Origin of the sequence: Streptomyces sp. NBC_01551, assembly GCF_026339935.1 — a bacterium.
Lineage (GTDB): Bacteria > Actinomycetota > Actinomycetes > Streptomycetales > Streptomycetaceae > Streptomyces.
This window is the reverse complement of the sequence record NZ_JAPEPX010000006.1, coordinates 13,622-34,746: the sequence shown is the minus strand read 5'-3', so window position 1 is coordinate 34,746 and position 21,125 is coordinate 13,622. Positions and strand designations below refer to the sequence as shown.

Below are 21,125 nucleotides of genomic sequence, written 5' to 3'. Positions count from 1 at the left end.
CTCCGGCCGGACCCCCGACGCGCTGCGCGCCCAGGCCGCCCGGCTCGCCGACCACCTCGCGCTGCACCCCGAGGCGGACCCGGCCGACGTGGCGTTCTCCCTGGCCACCACCCGTACCGCCCTGGACCGCAGGGCCGTCGTCGTCGCCGGCGACCGTGACGGACTCCTCACCGGACTCGCCGCCCTCGCCGAGGGCCGCGACAGCGCCCGGCTCGTGCGGCACGACGCCGCCGACGGCCGGCTCGCCGTCCTCTTCACCGGACAGGGCAGCCAGCGCCCCGGCATGGGCCGCGAACTGTACGCCGCCCACCCCGCCTTCGCCGCCGCCCTCGACGAGGTGTGCGCCGCCCTGGACCCGCACCTCGAACAGCCCCTCAAGGACATCCTGTTCGCCGAGGACGGCGACCTCCTGAACCGGACCGGCCACACCCAGCCCGCCCTGTTCGCGCTGGAGACCGCGCTCTACCGCCTCGTCGCGTCCTGGGGCGTGCACCCCGACTTCGTCGCCGGCCACTCCATAGGCGAGATCACCGCCGCGCACGTCGCGGGCGTCCTCTCGCTGCCCGACGCGGCCGCCCTCGTCGCCGCCCGCGGCCGCCTCATGGAAGCACTGCCCCAGGGCGGCGCCATGATCGCGCTGACCGCCACCGAGGACGAGGTCCGGCCGCTGCTCGCCGGCCACGAGGACCGGATCGGCATCGCCGCCGTCAACTCCGCCTCCGCCGTCGTCGTCTCAGGCGAGGAGACCCTCGCGCTGGAGATCGCCGCCGAGTTCGAGCGGCGCGGCCGCCGGACCAAGCGGCTCACCGTCAGCCACGCCTTCCACTCCCCGCTGATGGACGGCATGCTCGACGCCTTCCGCGACGTCGCCGCCTCCCTCACCTACCACGCGCCCGTCATCCCCGTCGTCACCCACCTCACCGGAGCCGTGGCGGGCGACGAACTGCGCACCCCCGAGCACTGGGTCTCCCACGTCCGCGAGGCCGTCCGCTTCCTCGACGGCATCCGCACCCTGGACGCCGAGCACGTCACCACGTACCTCGAACTCGGCCCGCAGGGCGTCCTGTCCGGCCTCGGACGCGACTGCCTCACCGACACCGACGACGCCACCGACGCCGTGTTCGTCCCCGCCCTGCGCCGCGACCGCGGCGAGGCCGAGGCGCTCACCGCCGCGATGGCCGCCGTCCACACCCGCGCCGTCCCCCTCGACTGGCCCGCGTACTTCGCCGCGACCGGCGCCCGCCGCGTCGACCTGCCCACGTACGCCTTCCAGCGCCGCCGGTTCTGGCTCGAAGCCCCCGCCGGATTCATCGGGGACGTCGAATCGGCGGGCCTGGGCGCCGCCCACCACCCGCTGCTCGGCGCCGCCGTCCCGCTCGCCGACGGCGAGGGCTTCCTGTTCACCGGCCGCCTCTCCCTCGACACCCACCCCTGGCTCGCCGACCACGCCGTCATGGGTACGGTCCTGCTGCCCGGCACCGCCTTCGTCGAACTCGCCGTCCGCGCAGGCGACCAGGCCGGCTGCGACGTCCTCGAGGAACTCACCCTCGAAGCCCCGCTGGTCCTCGCCCCGCACGCCGCGGTACGCCTCCAGATCGTGGTCAGCGCACCCGACCAGGACGGCCGACGGACCCTCGACCTGTACTCCGGCGACCCCGACGCCGCCGACGACGAGCCCTGGACCCGGCACGCCGCGGGCGTCCTCGCCACCGGCGCGCCGCGCCCCGCCTTCGACCTCACCGCCTGGCCCCCGCCCGGCGCCGAGGCCGTCACCGTCGACGGCCTGTACGAGCACCTCGGCCAGGGCGGCTTCGCCTACGGGCCCGTCTTCCAGGGCCTGCGCGCCGCCTGGACCCTCGGCGACGACGTCTACGCCGAGGTGGCCCTGCCCGACGACCGGCACACCGAGGCCACCCGCTTCGGCCTGCACCCGGCGCTCCTCGACGCCGCCCTGCACGCCACGTTCGTCTCCTCCGACGGCGACCGGCAGGCCGGACTGCCGTTCTCCTGGCGCGGGGTGTCCCTGCACGCCGTCGGGGCGTCCGCGCTGCGCGTCCGCCTCACCGCGGACGGCGCCGACTCCCTCTCCCTCCAGCTGGCCGACACGACCGGCGCGCCCGTCGCCACCGTCGACCACCTGATCGTCCGGCCCGTCTCCGCCGACCGGCTGGCCGGCGCCTCCCGCGCCGCCTACCACGAGTCGCTGTTCCGGATCGAGTGGGCCACCGTCCCGCTCCCGCCCGCCCCCGCCGGCGCCCCCGCGGCCCCCTGGGCCGTCATCGCCCCGGGCTCCGCCGCCGGCTCGGCCTCAGGCACTGACTCCGCCCCGGGCTCCGCCGCTGGCTCGGCCTCAGGCACTGACTCCGGCTCGGGCGCCGACTCCGGCTCTGCCGCTGCCGCTGCCGCCGACTCCGGTTCCGACTCCGGTTCCGGCTCCGGCACCGTCGCTGCCGCTGCCGCTGCCGCTGCCGCTGCCGGTGCCGCCGACTCCGGCTCCGGCACCGGCTCCGGAAGTGCCGCGCTGCCCGGGCCGGTCCACGCCGACCTCGTCGCCCTCGGCGCGGCCCTCGACGCCGGCGCCCCGGCTCCCGCCTACGTCCTCGCCCCCTGCCCGTCCGCCCCGGCGGGGGCGCTCACCCCGGACGCCGTCCGTGCCGCCACGCACCGGGCACTCGCCCTGGTCCAGGGCTGGCTCGGCGACGACCGGTTCGCCGCGTCCCGCCTGGTGTTCGTCACCCGCGGCGCCGTCGCCACCCCGGGCGACTGGGACCTCGCCGACCCGGTCCACGCCCCCGTCTGGGGCCTGGTCCGCTCCGCGCAGTCGGAGAACCCCGACCGCTTCGTCCTGGCCGACCTCGACGCCGCCACCCCCGCCGAAACACTGGCCGAAACACTGGCCGAGGCACTGGCCGCCGCCCTCGCCACCGGCGAACCGCAGCTCGCGATCCGCCGCGGCACCGTCCACGCGCCCCGCCTCGCCCGCGTCCCCGCGACCACGCCGCTGACCCCGCCCCCGGGCGAGTCCGCCTGGCGCATGGACATCCAGGACAAGGGCACCCTCGACCACCTCACCCTGGTCCCCAGCCCCGAGTCCGAGGCGCCCCTGGAGCCCGGCCAGGTCCGCGTCGCCGTCCGCGCCGCCGGCCTCAACTTCCGCGACGTGCTCAACGCCCTCGGCATGTACCCCGGCGACCCCGGCCTGATGGGCAGCGAAGGCGCCGGCACCGTCGTCGAGACCGGCCCCGGCGTCACCGACCTCGCCCCCGGCGACCGCGTCATGGGCATGCTGCCCGGCGCCTTCGGCCCGCTGGCCGTCGTCGACCGCCGCATGATCGCCCCGATGCCCGAGGGCTGGACCTTCGCCGAGGCCGCCGCCGTGCCGATCGTCTTCATGACGGCGTACTACGCACTCAACGACCTCGGCGGCCTGCGCGAGGGCGAAACCCTCCTCGTCCACGCCGCCGCCGGCGGCGTCGGCATGGCCGCCGTCCAGCTGGCCCGCCACTGGGGCGCCGACGTCTACGCCACCGCCAGCCCCGCCAAGTGGGACACCCTGCGCGGACTCGGCCTGACCGACGACCGGATCGCCTCCTCCCGCACCCTCGACTTCGAGGAGACCTTCCGCACCGCCACCGCCGGACGCGGCGTCGACGTCGTCCTCGACTCCCTCGCCCGCGAATTCGTCGACGCCTCCCTGCGGCTCCTGCCGCGCGGCGGACGCTTCGTCGAGATGGGCAAGACCGACGTCCGCGACCCCCGGGACGTCGCCGCCGCCCACCCCGGCGTCAGCTACCAGGCGTTCGACCTCACCGAGGCCGGCCTCGACCGCATCCAGGAGATGCTCACCGAGCTCCTCGCCCTCTTCCGGGCCGGCTCCCTGCGCCCCCTGCCCGTCTCCGCATGGGACCTGCGCCAGGCCCCCGAGGCCTTCCGCTACCTCAGCCAGGCACGCCACGTCGGCAAGATCGTGCTCACCGTGCCCGCCGACTGGAACCCTGACGGCACCGTCCTCATCACCGGCGGCACCGGCACCCTCGGCGCACTCGTCGCCCGGCACGCCGTCACCGTCAGGGGCGCCCGCCGCCTCGTCCTGACCAGCCGCCGCGGCGAGGCCGCCGCCGGCGCCGCCGAACTCGCCGCGGAGCTGCGCGCCCTCGGCGCCGACGTCACCGTCGCCGCCTGCGACGCCGCCGACCGCGAGGCCCTCGCCGCGCTGCTGGCCTCCGTACCGGCCGAACACCCGCTGACCGCCGTCGTCCACACCGCCGGCGTCCTCGACGACGGCATCGCCGAGGCCCTCACCCCGGAACGGATCGACCACGTCCTGCGGCCCAAGGCCGACGCCGCGCTCCACCTGCACGAGCTGACCCGCCACCACGACCTGGCCGACTTCGTCCTCTTCTCCTCCGCCGCCGGCACCTTCGGCGGCGCCGGCCAGGCCAACTACGCGGCCGCGAACGTCTTCCTCGACGCCCTCGCCCGCCACCGCCAGGCCCACGGCCTGCCCGGCACCTCCCTCGGCTGGGGCCTGTGGGCCGAGGCCAGCGGCATGACCGGCGAGCTCGACACCGCCGACAAGGACCGCATGACGCGCTCCGGCGTCCTCGGCCTCTCCTCCGAAGAGGGTCTCGCCCTCCTCGACACCGCCCACCACACCGGCGACGCCCACCTCGTCCCCATGCAGCTCGACCTCGCGCCGCTGCGCCAGGCCGACGCGAGCATGGTGCCCGCGCTGCTGCGCGGCCTCGTGCGCGCCCCCGCCCGCCGGGCCGCCCAGGCCACCGCGGCCGGGACCGGAACCCCGCTGGTGGAGCAGCTCGTACGCCTTCCCGAGAACGAGCGCGACGCGCTCCTGCTCGACCTCGTACGCGACCAGGTGGCCGCCGTCCTCGGCCACGCCACCCCCGACGCCGTCGAACCCGGCCGCGCCTTCAAGGACCTCGGCTTCGACTCGCTGACCGCCGTCGAGTTCCGCAACCGCCTCGGCGCCGCCGCCGGGGTCCGGCTGCCCGCCACCCTCGTCTTCGACTACCCCACCCCCACGGTGCTCGCCGGCTACCTCAAGGACGAACTCCTCGGCTCCGAGGCCGCTGCCGCCGCCCTCACGGTCCGGTCGGCCGCCGCCGAGGCCGACGACCCCATCGCCATCGTCGCCATGAGCTGCCGCTTCCCCGGCGGCGTCCGCAGCCCCGAGGACCTGTGGGAGCTGCTCGCCGAGGGCCGCGACGGCATCGCCCACCTCCCCGCGGACCGAGGCTGGGACACCGAGGCGCTCTACGACCCCGACCCGGACAACCCCGGCACCTCGTACGCCAGCGAAGGCGGCTTCTTCTACGACGCCCCCCACTTCGACCCGGCGTTCTTCGGGATCAACCCGCGCGAGGCCCTCGCCATGGACCCGCAGCAGCGGCTGCTGCTGGAGACCTCCTGGGAGGCCTTCGAGCGCGCCGGGATCGACCCGACGGGCCTGCGCGGCGGACAGGTCGGCGTGTTCGTCGGCCAGATGCACAACGACTACGTGTCCCGCCTGAACACCGTCCCCGAAGGCGTCGAGGGCTACCTCGGCACCGGCGGCTCCAGCAGCATCGCCTCCGGCCGCGTCTCCTACACCTTCGGCTTCGAGGGCCCGGCCGTCACCGTCGACACCGCGTGCTCCTCCTCGCTGGTCGCCCTGCACCTCGCGGCGCAGGCCCTGCGGGCCGGCGAGTGCTCCCTCGCCCTGGCGGGCGGCGTCACCATCATCACCACCCCCGACGTCTTCACGGAGTTCAGCCGCCAGCGCGGCCTCGCCGCCGACGGCCGCTGCAAGCCGTTCGCGGCCGCCGCCGACGGCACCGCGTGGGGCGAGGGCGTCGGCATGCTGCTCGTCGAGCGGCTCTCCGACGCCCGCCGCAACGGCCACCAGGTCCTCGCGGTCGTACGCGGCACCGCCGTCAACCAGGACGGCGCCTCCAACGGTCTGACCGCCCCGAACGGTCCGTCCCAGCAGCGCGTCATCCGCCAGGCCCTCGCCAACGCGGGCCTCGCCTCCGCCGACGTCGACGCCGTCGAGGCCCACGGCACCGGCACCCGGCTCGGCGACCCCATCGAGGCGCAGGCCCTGCTCGCCACCTACGGCCAGGACCGCCCCGCGGACCGGCCGCTGTGGCTGGGCTCCGTCAAGTCCAACTTCGGCCACACCCAGGCCGCGGCGGGCGTCGCCGGCATCATCAAGATGGTCCAGGCGATGCGCCACGGCGTCCTGCCGCAGACCCTGCACGTGGACGAGCCGTCCCCGCACGTGGACTGGTCGGCGGGCGCGGTCTCGCTGCTCACCGAACAGCGGGCTTGGCCCGAGACCGGCCGCCCGCGCCGCGCCGGCATCTCCTCCTTCGGCATGAGCGGTACGAACGCGCACGCCATCGTCGAACTCCCGGAGAGCCCCGCCACCCCGGCCGCCCCCGCCGTCCCGGTCGCACCGGCGGCGCTCCCGTGGCACCTGACCGCCCGCACCCCCGAGGCCCTGCGGGCCCAGGGCGAGCGGCTCCTGTCCCACCTGGAGGCACACCCGCAGACGGCGCCGGCCGACATCGGCCACTCGCTGGCGACCGGCCGGGCCGTGTTCGACCACCGCGCGACCGTGGTCGCCGCCGACCTCGACGGCTTCCGCACCGGCCTGGCCGCCCTCGCCGAGGGCCGCTCGGCGGCGGGCCTGGTCCAGGGCGCGCCGACGGCGGGCGGAAAGCTCGCCCTCCTCTTCACGGGGCAGGGCAGCCAGCGGCTGGGCATGGGACGCGAGCTCTACGAGACCTACCCGGCCTTCGCGGCCGCGCTCGACGCGGTGTCCGAGCGGCTTGGCCTCGAACTGCCGCTGAAGGACGTCCTGTTCGGTTCCGATGCCGCTGTTCTGGACCGTACGGAGTTCACGCAGCCGGCGTTGTTCGCGGTCGAGGTGGCGTTGTTCCGCCTCGTCGAGTCGTGGGGTGTGAAGCCGGACTTCCTGTCGGGTCACTCGATCGGTGAGATCGCCGCCGCGCATGTTGCGGGTGTGTTCTCGCTGGAGGACGCGTGCACGCTGGTCGCGGCGCGCGGCCGCCTGATGCAGGCGCTGCCCGCGGGTGGGGTCATGATCGCGGTGGAGGCGTCGGAGGACGAGGTCCTGCCGATGCTGACCGACCGCGTCAGCATCGCGGCCGTCAACGGCCCGCGCTCGGTGGTCATCGCCGGTGACGAAGACGCGGCGGCCGCGGTCGCCGAGTCGTTCGCCGACCGGAAGGCCAAGCGGCTGACCGTCAGCCACGCTTTCCACTCGCCCCACATGGACGGCATGCTCGACGCCTTCCGCCAGGTGGCGGAGGGGCTGGCGTACGCGAGCCCCCGGATCCCGGTCGTCTCCAACCTGACCGGCGCGCTGATCACCGACGAGATGGGCTCGGCCGACTTCTGGGTCCGCCACGTCCGCGAGGCGGTCCGCTTCCTGGACGGCGTCCGCGCCCTGGAGGCCGCCGGAGTCACGACGTACCTCGAACTCGGCCCCGACGGCGTGCTCTCCGCGATGGCACAGACCTGCCTGACCGACGACAGCGGCTCCGCGGCCTTCGCCCCCGCCCTGCGCGCGGGACGCGACGAGCCCGAGACCCTGCTCTCGGCGCTTTCCACCGCGTACGTGCGCGGCACCGCCGTCGACTGGCCCGCGTTCTACGCCCCGCTCGGGGTCCGGCGCGTCGACCTGCCGACGTACGCCTTCCAGCGCAGCGTCTACTGGCTCGACGCCGGCCGCGCGGACGGCGACGTCGCGGCGGCCGGGCTCGGCACCGCCGACCACCCGCTGCTCGGCGCCGAGGTCCAACTGCCCGACTCCGACGGCCACCTCTTCACCGGACGGCTGTCGCTGACCACCCACCCCTGGCTCGGGGACCACCGGGTCATGGACTCCGCCCTCCTGCCCGGCACGGCCTTCGTCGAGCTCGCGCTCCGGGCCGGCGAGCACGTCGGCTGCGACCTGGTCGACGAACTCACCCTGGAAGCCCCCCTCGTGCTGCCCGAGCACGGCGGCGTACAGCTGAGGCTCTCCGTCGGAGCGGCCGACGCGTCGGGCCGGCGCCGCAGCCTCACCCTCCACTCCCGTCCCGAGGGCGTGGATCCGGATGCGCCGTGGACGCGGCACGCCGTCGGTGTGCTCGCCACCGGGGCCGACCAGGCCCCGCAGAGCCTCACCGAGTGGCCGCCGGCCGGAGCGGAGGCCGTCCCCGTGGAGGGCCTGTACGAGGGCCTCGCGGAATCCGGATTCGGGTACGGCCCGGTGTTCCAGGGCCTGCGGGCCGCCTGGCGCCAAGACGACACCTACTACGCCGAGGTCGCGCTCCCCGAGGCGGCCGACGACGACGCCGCACGGTTCGGCCTGCACCCCGCCCTCCTCGACGCGTCCCTGCACGCGCTCGGACTGCGCACCGCGGACGCCGCCGGCGGCGAAGGACGGCTCCCGTTCTCCTGGTCCGGTGTCTCCCTGCACGCGGTCGGCGCCTCGGCGCTCCGGGTGCGCCTGACCACCGCCCGCAACGGCGAGGTCGCCCTCACCATCGCCGACACCACGGGGGCCCCGGTGGCCTCGGTCGCCGGCCTGGCCCTGCGATCCGTCAGCCGGGACCAGCTCGACACCACGCCGGACCTGACCCGTGACGCCCTGTTCCGTGTGGAGTGGGCGGAGGCGGCCGGTGGCGGCTCCTTCGACGACTGGCTGATGTGGGGTGAGGAGGACGGGACTCCGGCGGCGCTGGTGGTGCCGTGCGTGGAGCCGACCGGCGGCGATGTCGTCGGCGCGGTGCACGCCGGGACGGCCCGGGTGCTGGGTCTGCTGAACGACTGGCTGGCCGACGAGCGGTCGGCGCAATCGCGTCTGGTGTTCCTGACCCGGGGCGCGGTGGCCGCCGTACCGGGTGAGGACGTGTCCGACCTGGCGCACGCGCCGGTGTGGGGTCTGGTGCGCTCGGCGCAGTCGGAGAACCCGGGCCGTCTCGTCCTGGTCGACATCGACGCCGAGGGTGACGTCGAGGCCGGGCTGTCGGCCGCGCTGGCCTCGGGCGAGTCCGAGGTCGCGGTGCGGGGTGGCGCGGTTCTGGTGCCGAGGCTGGCGCGTACGGCGGTCGCCGCTGGTGCGGGCGTCGAGTGGGATGCCGATGGCACGGTGTTGGTGACGGGTGCGAGTGGTTCGCTGGGCGGGCTGTTTGCCCGGCATCTGGTCGCCGAGCACGGTGTTCGGCGTCTGCTGCTGGTGAGCCGTCGTGGTGAGGCGGCGGAGTTGTCGGCCGAGCTCGTCGGTCTGGGCGCTGAGGTGTCGTGGGCGGCGTGTGATGTGGCCGACCGTGAAGCGCTGGCCGCGGTACTCGCCGGCGTTCCTGCGGAGCACCCGCTGACGGCGGTCGTGCACACGGCCGGTGTCCTTGACGACGGTGTGGTCGGTTCGCTGACCGCCGAGCGTCTGTCGGCCGTACTCCGGCCGAAGGTCGATGCGGCGTGGAACCTGCACGAGCTCACCCAGGACCTGGACCTCTCCGCGTTCGTGCTGTTCTCCTCGGCCGCTGGTGTCTTCGGTGGCGCCGGCCAGGCCAACTACGCGGCGGGCAACACCTTCCTGGACGCCCTGGCCGCCCACCGCCGGGCCCAGGGTCTGGCCGCCACCTCCCTCGCCTGGGGCCTGTGGACCGGGGTCGGCGGCATGGGCGGTGACCTGGCCGACGGCGACCGCGACCGCATCAACCGCGGCGGCATCGGCGTCCTCGCGCCGGAGACCGGCCTCGCCCTCTTCGACGCGGCCCGCCGCACGGACGACCCGCTGCTCGTACCCCTCCCGCTCGACCTGGCCGCCCTCCGCGCCCAGGCACGCACCGGCATGGTTCCCGACCTGCTGCGCGGCCTGGTCCGCGTACCGGCACGCCGGGCGGTCGGCCAGGGTGCCACGGCCGACGGGGCCGCGCTCCGTACGCGGCTGTCCGCGCTGCCCGCCGAAGAGCGGGAGGCGGCCCTGCTGGAGACGGTCCGGGCCGAGGTGGCCGCCGTACTCGGCCACGCCTCGACCGACGAGGTGCCGGCCGACCGGGCGTTCAAGGAGCTCGGCTTCGACTCCCTGACCTCGGTCGAGCTGCGCAACCGCCTCGGCGCCGCCATCGGCGAACGGCTGCCCGCCACGCTCGTCTTCGACTACCCCACGCCGAGCGCGCTCGCGGCGTACCTGCGGACCGAGGTCCTGGGCCTGTCCCTGACCCCGGACGAGGAGACGGCCGCCGCGGCCACCGCCGTGCCCGCGTCCCTCGGCGCCGCGCTCCACGACGACCCCATCGCGATCGTCGGCATGAGCTGCCGCTACCCCGGCGGGGTCGAAACCCCCGAGGACCTGTGGCGCCTGGTGGTGGGTGGCACCGACGCCATCTCGGAGTTCCCGCAGGGCCGCGGCTGGGACCTGGAGTCCCTCTACGACCCGGACCCGGACGGCAAGGGCACCAGCTACACCCGCTCCGGCGGCTTCCTCCACGACGCGGGCCGGTTCGACCCGGCGTTCTTCGGGATCTCGCCGCGCGAGGCCGTGGCCATGGACCCGCAGCAGCGACTGCTGCTGGAGACCTCGTGGGAGGCGTTCGAGCGGGCCGGCATCGACCCGGCCACCATGCGGGGCAGCCGCACCGGCGTCTTCGCGGGCATCATGTACCACGACTACGCCACCCGGATCACCTCCGTGCCCGACGGCGTCGAGGGGTACCTCGGCACCGGCAACTCCGGCAGCATCGCCTCGGGCCGCGTCTCGTACGCCTTCGGCCTGGAAGGCCCTGCGGTCACCGTCGACACGGCCTGCTCCTCCTCCCTCGTCGCCCTGCACTGGGCGATCCAGGCGCTGCGGGGCGGCGAATGCACCATGGCACTGGCCGGCGGCGTCACCGTCATGTCGACGCCGGGCACCTTCACCGAGTTCAGCCGCCAGCGCGGGCTGGCCGCCGACGGCCGCATCAAGTCCTTCGCCGCGGCCGCCGACGGCACCAGCTGGGCCGAGGGCGCGGGCATGCTGCTCGTCGAGCGGCTGTCGGACGCCCGCCGCAACGGCCACCCGGTACTGGCCGTGGTCCGGGGCTCCGCGATCAACCAGGACGGCGCCTCCAACGGCCTGACTGCCCCGAACGGTCCGTCCCAGCAGCGCGTCATCCGCCAGGCCCTGGCCTCCGGCGGACTGACCAGCGAGCAGATCGACGTGGTCGAGGCGCACGGCACGGGTACGACCCTGGGCGACCCGATCGAGGCACAGGCGCTGCTGGCGACGTACGGCCGGGAGCGTGCGGCGGACGAGCCGCTGTGGCTGGGCTCGATCAAGTCCAACATGGGCCACACGCAGGCCGCCGCCGGTGTCGCGGGCATCATCAAGATGATCATGGCGATGCGGCACGGGGTCCTGCCCAAGACGCTGCACGTGGACGAGCCGACCCCACACGTGGACTGGGAGGACGGCGCCGTCACGCTGCTCACCGAGAACACGCCGTGGCCGGAGACGGGCCGCCCGCGCCGGGCCGGTGTGTCGTCGTTCGGCATCAGCGGCACCAACGCCCACACCATCATCGAGCAGGCTCCGGAGGAGGCGGCTGTGACCGCCGCCGACGGCGATGGCGTGCCGGTGCTGCCGTACGTGCTGTCCGCCAGGTCGGCGGACGCGCTGCGCGGCCAGGCGGCCCGCCTGCGGACGCACCTGGGGGAGCCGGCCGAGCTGCGGGCCACCGACGTGGCCTACTCACTGGCGACCCGGCGCGCCGCCTTCGACCACCGTGCGGTGGTCGTGGCCGGCGACCGCGAGGAACTGCTGCGCGGGCTGGAGGCGCTGGGGAAGAACGACCTGGCCAACGCTGCCGTGACGCGGGGCACGGTGGGCGCTGCCGGAACCGGGAAGCTTGCGTTCCTGTTCACGGGGCAGGGCAGCCAGCGGCTGGGCATGGGGCGTGAGCTGTACGAGGCGTACCCGGTGTTCGCCGCCGCGCTGGACGCGGTGTGCGGGCAGCTGGAACTGCCCCTGAAGGACGTGCTGTTCGGCTCGGACTCCGCGGTTCTGGACCGTACGGAGTTCACCCAGCCGGCGTTGTTCGCGGTCGAGGTGGCGTTGTTCCGGCTGCTGGAGTCGTGGGGTGTGAAGCCGGACTTCCTGTCCGGTCACTCCATCGGCGAGATTGCCGCCGCGCATGTCGCGGGTGTGTTCTCGCTGGAGGACGCGTGCACGCTGGTCGCGGCTCGTGGCCGTCTGATGCAGGCGCTCCCGGCCGGTGGTGTGATGATCGCGCTCCAGGCGTCCGAGGACGAGGTGCTGCCGCTGCTGACCGAGCGCGTGAGCATCGCGGCGGTCAACGGTCCCCGGTCGGTCGTCGTCGCGGGTGACGAGGACGCGGCGGTCGCGATCGCCGAGGCCTTCCCGGACCGCAAGTCCAAGCGGCTGACCGTCAGCCACGCCTTCCACTCGCCGCACATGGACGGCATGCTCGCCGACTTCCGCAAGGTCGCCGAGGAACTGTCGTACGGCGCCCCGCGCATCCCGGTCGTCTCCAACCTCACCGGCGCGCTCGTCTCGGACGAGATGGCATCGGCAGACTTCTGGGTCCGCCATGTCCGCGAGGCGGTCCGCTTCCTCGACGGCATCCGCGCCCTGGAAGCCGCCGGAGCCACGACGTACCTCGAACTCGGCCCCGACGGCATCCTCTCCGCCATGGCCCAGGACTGCCTGACCGCGGACGGGGCCCGCTTCGCGCCCGCCCTCCGCACCGGTCGGCCCGAGTCCGAGACCCTGAGCAACGCCCTCGCCCTCGCCCACACCCACGGTGCGACGCTGGACTGGGAGGCGTACTTCGCCCCGACCGCCGCACGCCAGGTCGAGCTGCCCACGTACGCCTTCCAGCGCGACTGGTACTGGCTCGACTCGGCACCCACCGCACAGAACACGCCGGGCGACGCCGCAGGCTTCGGCCTCGGCACGACGGACCACCCGCTGCTCGGCGCGGCCGTCGAACTGCCCGACTCGGACGGGTTCCTCTTCACCGGCCGGCTCTCGTCGACCACCCACCCCTGGCTCGCGGACCACGCGGTGCTCGGCTCGGTGCTCCTGCCGGGCACGGCCTTCGTGGAACTGGCCGTCCGAGCCGGCGACCAGGTCGGCTGCGACGTCCTGGAGGAGCTGACCCTGGAGGCCCCGCTCGTCCTGCCCGAGCGCGGCGGAGTCCAGCTGCGGCTGTCCGTCGCCGGAGCCGACGAATCCGGCCGACGTGCCCTGTCGCTGTACTCCCGTGACGAGGACAGCCCCGCCGACGAGCCGTGGACGCGGCACGCCGCCGGCGTCCTCACCACCGGCGACGCCTCGACCCCGGCAGCCGACCTCACGGTCTGGCCGCCGACCGGAGCCGAACCGGTGGACATCGACGGCCTCTACGAAGGCCTCGCCGCGGCCGGATTCGACTACGGCCCCGCCTTCCAGGGCCTGCGCTCGGCCTGGCTCCACGGCGACGCGGTGTACGCGGAGGTGAGCCTGGACGAGGCGACCGCGGAAGCGGCCGACTGGTTCGGTCTCCACCCGGCGCTCCTGGACGCGACCCTCCACGCGGCCGGTCTCGGCGCGCTCGTCGAGAAGACCGGCCAGGGACGGCTCCCGTTCGCCTGGAGCGGTGTCCGGCTGCACGCGGCCGGCGCCTCCGCGGTACGGGTCCGCCTGGCCCCGGCCGGCCGCGACGCGGTCGCGCTGGAGCTCGCCGACCTGGCGGGCGCACCGGTGGCCTCGGTCGAGTCGCTCGTGCTGCGGGCGGTCTCGCCCGAGCAGATCGGGGCGGCGCGCGGCGGTCGTCTGGAGTCTTTGTTCCAGGTCGGGTGGGCGGCAGTGCCGCTCGCCCCGGTGTCCGCGTCGGAGCAGCGTCCCTGGGCGCTGCTGGGGGACGCTCACGCCGGTCTGGATGCGGTGGGTGTGCGCTACGAGGCGCACAGCGGTGGGCTCGCGACGCTCGCGGACCCGGCGCTGGTGTGCGTGCCGCTGTCCTGGGTCAGTGATCCGGAGGGTGTGGCGGGTGCGGTGCACGCGGAGACGGGTCGGGTGCTGGAGCTGCTGAAGGAGTGGCTGGCCGAGGATCGTTTCGCGGATGCGCGTCTGGTGTTCCTGACCCAGGGTGCGGTGGAAGCCGTACCGGGTGAGGGCGTGTCCGACCTGGTGCGGGCTTCGGTGTGGGGTCTGGTGCGTTCGGCGCAGTCGGAGAATCCGGGGCGGATCGTCCTGGCCGACACGGACGGCACCGATGCCTCCTACCGCGCGCTGCCCGCCGTATTGGCTTCGGGTGAGTCCGAGGTCGCGGTGCGGGGTGGTTCGGTTCTGGTGCCGAGGCTGGCGCGTACGGCGGTCGCCGCTGGTGCGGGCGTCGAGTGGGATGCCGATGGCACGGTGTTGGTGACGGGTGCGAGTGGTTCGCTGGGCGGGCTGTTTGCCCGGCATCTGGTCGCTGAGCACGGTGTGCGTCGTCTGCTGCTGGTGAGCCGTCGTGGTGAGGCGGCGGAGTTGTCGGCCGAGCTTGTCGGTCTGGGCGCTGAGGTGTCGTGGGCGGCGTGTGATGTGGCCGACCGGGACGCGCTGGCCGCCGTACTCGCCGGCGTTCCTGCGGAGCACCCGCTGACGGCGGTCGTGCACACGGCGGGTGTCCTTGATGACGGTGTGGTCGGTTCGCTGACGGCCGCGCGTCTGTCGGCGGTGCTGCGTCCGAAGGTGGATGCGGCGTGGAACCTGCACGAGCTCACCCAGGACCTGGACCTCTCCGCGTTCGTGCTGTTCTCGTCTGCCGCCGGTGTGTTCGGTGGCGCGGGGCAGGCCAACTACGCGGCGGGCAACACCTTCCTGGACGCCCTGGCCGCGCACCGTCGGGCCCAGGGTCTGGCGGCCACGTCCCTGGCTTGGGGTCTGTGGGCCGAGGTCGGTGGCATGGGTGGTGCTCTGGACGCCGAGGACGTGTCCCGACTCGGCCGTGGCGGTGTCAACGCCCTCACCGCCGTTGAAGGCACGGCGTTGTTCGACGCCGCCTGCGCCGCCGGGCAGCCGCTGCTCGTGCCGGTCAAGCTCGACCTGGCCGCCCTCCGGGCCCAAGCCGGCAGCGGGATGCTCCCGCCGCTGCTCTCGGGCCTGGTCCGCACGCCCGCTCGCCGCGCCGCCGACACCACCGCACCCGACGCATCCGGACCGGCGGCACGCCTCGTCGGCCTGACGGACGCCGAACAGCTGCTCTTCGTACTGGACTTGGTACGTAATCAGGTCGCTGCGGTGCTCGGCCACGCCGGGCCCGAGGCGGTCGAGGCCGACCGTTCCTTCCGCGAGCTGGGCTTCGACTCCCTGACCGCCGTCGAGCTGCGCAACCTGATCGGCGCCGCCACCGGGCTGCGCCTGCCCGCCACCCTCGTCTTCGACTACCCGACCTCCACGGTCCTGGCCGACCACCTGCGGGCCGAGCTGCTCGGAACGGTGCCGGCCGCGCCGTCCGCACCGGTGGCCGTCGCGGTCCGCGACGACGAGCCGATCGCGATCGTGGGTCTGGGCTGCCGGTACCCCGGTGGCGTCGAGAGCCCGGAAGCCCTGTGGCAGCTCGTCCTGGAGGGTCGGGACGTCATCTCCGGGTTCCCCGACGACCGCGGCTGGGACGTCGACGCCCTCTTCGACACCGACCCCGGCCACGAGGGCACGAGCTATGCCCGCGAGGGCGGCTTCCTCTCCGACGCCTCCGCCTTCGACCCGGCGTTCTTCGGGATCTCGCCGCGCGAAGCCGTGGCCATGGACCCGCAGCAGCGCCTGCTCCTGGAAACCTCCTGGGAGGCGTTCGAACGGGCCGGCATCGACCCGCGGACCCTGCGCGGCAGCCGGACCGGCGTTTTCGCCGGCGTCATGTACCACGACTACGCCTCCCGGCTCGCGGCACTGCCCGAAGGCGTCGAGGGCTTCCTCGGCACGGGCAACGCGGCCAGCGTGATCTCCGGCCGGCTCTCGTACACCTTCGGCCTGGAGGGCCCGGCGGTCACCGTCGACACCGCCTGCTCCTCCTCCCTGGTGGCCCTGCACCTCGCCGTGCAGGCGCTGCGCAGCGGGGAATGCTCGCTCGCCCTGGCGGGCGGCGTGACCGTGATGGCGACTCCCGCGGCCTTCGTGGAGTTCAGCCGGCAGCGGGGCCTCGCGGCCGACGGCCGCTGCAAGGCGTTCTCCGCCGACGCCGACGGCACGGGCTGGTCCGAAGGCGCCGGGGTGCTCCTGGTGGAGCGCCTCTCCGACGCCCGCCGCAACGGGCACCCGGTGCTGGCCGTGGTCCGGGGTACGGCGATCAACCAGGACGGCGCGAGCAACGGCCTGACGGCCCCCAACGGGCCCTCGCAGCAACGCGTCATCCGCCAGGCCCTCTCCAACGCCGGTCTGTCCGCCGCCGACGTCGACGCGGTGGAGGCCCACGGCACGGGCACGACCCTCGGCGACCCGATCGAGGCCCAGGCGCTCCTGGCCACCTATGGGCAGGACCGCCCGGCGGACCGGCCGCTGCTCCTCGGCTCGATCAAGTCCAACATGGGCCACACGCAGGCCGCCGCCGGTGTCGCCGGGATCATCAAGATGGTCATGGCGATGCGGCACGGGGTCCTGCCCAAGACGCTGTACGTGGACCAGCCGACCCCGCACGTCGACTGGGCGGCGGGAGCCGTGAGCCTTCTGGACTCGGCCACGGACTGGCCGCGGACGGGCCGCCCGCGCCGGGCCGCCGTCTCCTCGTTCGGCTTCAGCGGCACCAACGCCCACGCCGTCATCGAGCAGGCCCCCGAGCCGGTGGAGCCCGAGGCGGGGACCGTGCCGGCCCGGGTGCCGGGCAGCCTGCCGTGGCTCCTCTCGGCGAAGGACCCGCAGGCCCTGCGCGACCAGGCCGCGCGCCTGGCGGCGCATGTGGTCGAGCACCCCGAACTGTCCCTCGTGGACGTCGGCCACGCCCTGGCCACGAGCAGGACCGCCCTCGACCGGCGCGCCGCCGTGGTCGCGGAGGACCGCGAGGGCTTCCTGGCCGGTCTCGCCGCGCTCGCCGAGGGCGAGTGGGCGGCCGGCCTGCTGGAAGGCTCGCCGACCGTCGGCAAGCTGGCGTTCCTGTTCACCGGACAGGGCAGCCAGCGGCTGGGCATGGGGCGTGAGCTGTACGAGACCTACCCGGTCTTCGCCGCCGCCCTGGACGCGGTGGGCGAGCGACTGGACCTCGAACTGCCGCTGAAGGAGGCCCTGTTCGGAGACGAAGCGGACCTGCTCGACCGTACGGAGTACGCGCAGCCGGCCCTGTTCGCGGTCGAGGTGGCGCTGTTCCGTCTGCTGGAGTCGTACGGCGTGCAGCCGGACTACCTGTCCGGCCACTCCATCGGCGAGATAGCCGCCGCGCACGTCGCCGGGGTGCTGTCCCTGGACGACGCGTGCGCCCTGGTCGCGGCCCGTGGCCGCCTGATGCAGGCGCTGCCCGCCGGCGGCGTGATGATCGCCGTGCAGGCGTCGGAGGACGAGGTCCTGCCGCTGCTGACCGACCGCGTCAGCATCGCGGCCGTCAACGGCCCGCAGTCCGTGGTCGTCGCGGGCGACGAGGACGCCGCGACGGCGATCGCCGAGTCGTTCCCCGACCGGAAGACCAAGCGGCTGACCGTCAGCCACGCCTTCCACTCGCCCCACATGGACGGCATGCTCGACGCCTTCCGCGAGGTCGTCGAGGGGCTGACGTACGCGAGCCCCCGCATCCCGATCGTGTCCAACCTGACCGGCGCCCTCGTCACCGACGACGAGATGGGTTCCGCCGACTTCTGGGTCCGGCACGTCCGCGAGGGCGTCAGGTTCCTCGACGGCATCCGCGCCCTGGAGGACGCGGGAGCCGCCACCTACCTCGAACTCGGCCCCGAGGCCGTCCTCTCCGCACTCGCGCAGGACTGCCTCACCCGCGACGGTGCGGCCTTCCTCCCCGTCCTGCGCGCGGAGCGCCCCGAGGAAGCCACCCTCGGTTCGGCCCTCGCCCAGGCGCACCTGCGGGGCATCGCCGTCGACTGGGACGCGTACTACACGGGCACCGGCGCACGCAGGGCCGACCTGCCCACGTACCCCTTCCAGCGCCAGCGCTACTGGCTGGAGGCGCCCGCCCACGCCCTCAGTGGCGACGTCGCGTCCGCCGGGCTCGGCCCGACCGCGCATCCGCTCCTCGGCGCGGCGGTCGACCTGCCCGACTCGGACGGGTTCCTCTTCACCGGGCGGCTCTCCCTGCGCACCCACTTCTGGCTGGCCGACCACCGCGTCGCGGGCACCGTCCTGCTGCCGGGCGCCGCGCTGGTCGAACTGGCCGTCCGTGCGGGCGACCACGCCGGCTGCGGGCGCCTGGACGAGCTGACCCTCGAAGCGCCCCTGGTGCTGACGGAGACGGGCGGGACGCAGCTGCGGCTCGCGGTGGCCGAGCCGGACGCGCAGGGGCGCCGGGCCTTCCAGGTCTACTCGCGCCCCGAGCAGACCGCCCCCGACGAGCCGTGGACCCGTCACGCCGACGGCGTCCTGGCCCCCGAGGCCACGGACACCGGCATCGAGGCCCTGGGGGAGTGGCCGCCGGCCGGTGCCGTCGCCTGCCCCGTTGACGACCTGTACCCGGGCTTCGACGGCATCGGACTCGGCTACGGCCCCGCCTTCCGCAACCTCCGCCGGGCCTACCGGCTCGGGGACGAGGTGTTCGCCGAGGTCACCCTCGACGAGGACCGCCTCCCGGAAGCCGCCCCGTACGGTCTCCACCCCGCGCTCCTCGACGCCGCCCTGCACGCCGTCGGCCTCGGGGAGTTCTTCCCCGAGGGCCCGCAGGGCGCGCGGCTGCCGTTCTCCTGGGACGGCGTGCGGCTGCACGCCGCCGGCGCTGCCGGATTGCGCGTACGGATGGCACCGGCGGGCCGGGACGCGGTGACGCTGACCCTGTGGGACGGGAGCGGGGAGCCGGTCCTGACCGTCGACTCGCTCGTCCTGCGCCCCTTCGCCGCCGACGGCATCGCTGCCGCCGCCGGTTCCGGTACCGGACCCGTACGCGAGGCGCTGTTCCAGGTCGACTGGACCGCCCTGACGCTGCCCGAAGCCGCGCCGGAGTCCGGTGCCGGCTGGGCGCTGCTCGGCGCGGACCCGCTCAAGACCGGCGCCGGCCTGGAACGGGCCGGGATCCTCGACGACGCCTGCGGATCGGCGTACCCGGACCTGAACGCCCTGGGCGAGGCCTTCGACGTGGCCGAGGCCCTGGGGGAGCCGGCACCGGAGACGGTCCTCGTCTCGCCGGCGCCCGACCTCGCGGCACCGGATGCGGCCTCGGCCGCGCACGCCGCGACCGCGCACGCCCTGGACCTCGTCCAGGGGTGGCTGGCGGACGAGCGGTTCGCGGCCTCCCGGCTCGCGGTCGTCACCCGCGGGGCCGTCGCCGCCGACCCCGACGAGGACGTCACGGACCTCGCGCACGCCGCCGTGTGGGGCCTGGTGCGCTCCGCGCAGGCCGAGCACCCCGGCCGGTTCGTCCTGGTCGACCTCGACGGCGAGGCCCCCTCCTACGGGGCCCTGCCCGCCGCGCTCGCCACCGACGAGACCCAGCTCGCCCTGCGCGGGGGGACCGTACGGGCGCCCCGGCTGGCCCGCGCGGCCCTCACCCCGCCCGCGCCCGCGGCCGCAGCCGAGGGCGAGGGCGAGGGCGAGGGCGAGGGCGCCACCCGCGCCGTCGACCCCGAGGGCACCGTCCTGATCACCGGGGCCACCGGCACCCTGGGCGGCCTGTTCGCCCGGCACCTCGTCGCCGAGCACGGCGTACGTCACCTGCTGCTCACCAGCCGGCGGGGCGCGGCGGCGGACGGCGCCACCGAACTCGCCGATCAGCTGGTCGCGTCGGGTGCCCGGGTCACCTGGGCGGCCTGCGACGCGGCCGACCGGGACGCGCTGGCCGCCCTGCTGGCCTCCGTACCGGCCGGACACCCGCTGACGGCCGTCGTGCACACCGCCGGTGTGCTCGACGACGGCACCGTCACCTCGCTCACGCACGAGCGGGTCGCGAAGGTGCTGCGGCCCAAGGCCGACGCGGCATGGAACCTGCACGAGCTGACCCGGCACCTCGACCTGGCGGCGTTCGTCCTGTTCTCCTCGGCGGCCGGCGTGTTCGGCAACGCCGGACAGGCCAACTACGCGGCCGGCAACACCTTCCTCGACGCGCTCGCCCAGCACCGCCGGGCCCAGGGCCTGGCGGGCCTCTCGCTCGCGTGGGGCCTGTGGGACGACGAGGCCGGCATGGCCGCCACCCTCGACGACCAGGACCGGCGCCGCCTCGGCCGCGGCAGCATGAACGCGCTGTCGGAGGCCGACGGGCTGGCCCTCTTCGACGCTGCCCTGCGGGCGTCGACGGCCGCGGTCGCCGAGGCCGGGGAGCCGGGGAGCGCGAGCCTGCTCGTGCCCGCCCGGATCGACCTCGCCGCCCTCCAGGCCCAGGTGGGCGACACCGTCGCCCCGCTGCTGCGCGGCCTGCTCCGTACACCCGTACGACGCAGGACGAGCGGCGGCGCCTCCGCGGACGCCCCGGGGACGCTGGCCGATCGGCTGGCCCAACTCCCGCCCGCCGAACGGGACCGGGTGCTGCTCGACACGGTCTGCACCCACGTCGCCCAGGTACTGGGCCACAACGGCGCGGCCGCCATCGAACCGGGCAGCGCGTTCAAGGAGCTGGGCTTCGACTCGCTGACCGCCGTCGAGCTGCGCAACCGGCTCGGCGCTGCCACCGGACTCCGGCTCCCGGCCACGCTCATCTTCGACTACCCGACCCCCGAACAGCTCAGTGGATACCTGCGCTCCGCCCTGCCCCTCGGCGCCGGCGGACCCACCGTCTTCGGTGAACTCGACCGGCTGGAAAGCGCGTTGGGCGCGGTGGACGCGACGGACGCGGACAGCGTCACCCGCTCGCGGATCACGATGCGCCTCCAGGCCCTCATGGCCAAGTGGAACGCCGGCCAGGACACCGGACGGCGCACCGGCACCGACGAGGACACCGACGACGACCTCGACGCGGTGACCGACGACGAGCTCTTCGACCTGCTCGACGACGAACTCGGCGCCTGAGCAC

General features: G+C 74.9%; 1 protein-coding gene. It reads left to right on the top strand.

Going from position 1 to position 21,125, the window contains the following annotated elements:
- Positions 1-88: 88 nt before the first annotated feature.
- Positions 89-21,121: a type I polyketide synthase gene (locus OG982_RS30740; protein ID WP_266950246.1), complete on the top strand. Its 21,033-nt coding sequence runs from the start codon at positions 89-91 to the stop codon at positions 21,119-21,121.
- Positions 21,122-21,125 lie beyond the last annotated feature (4 nt).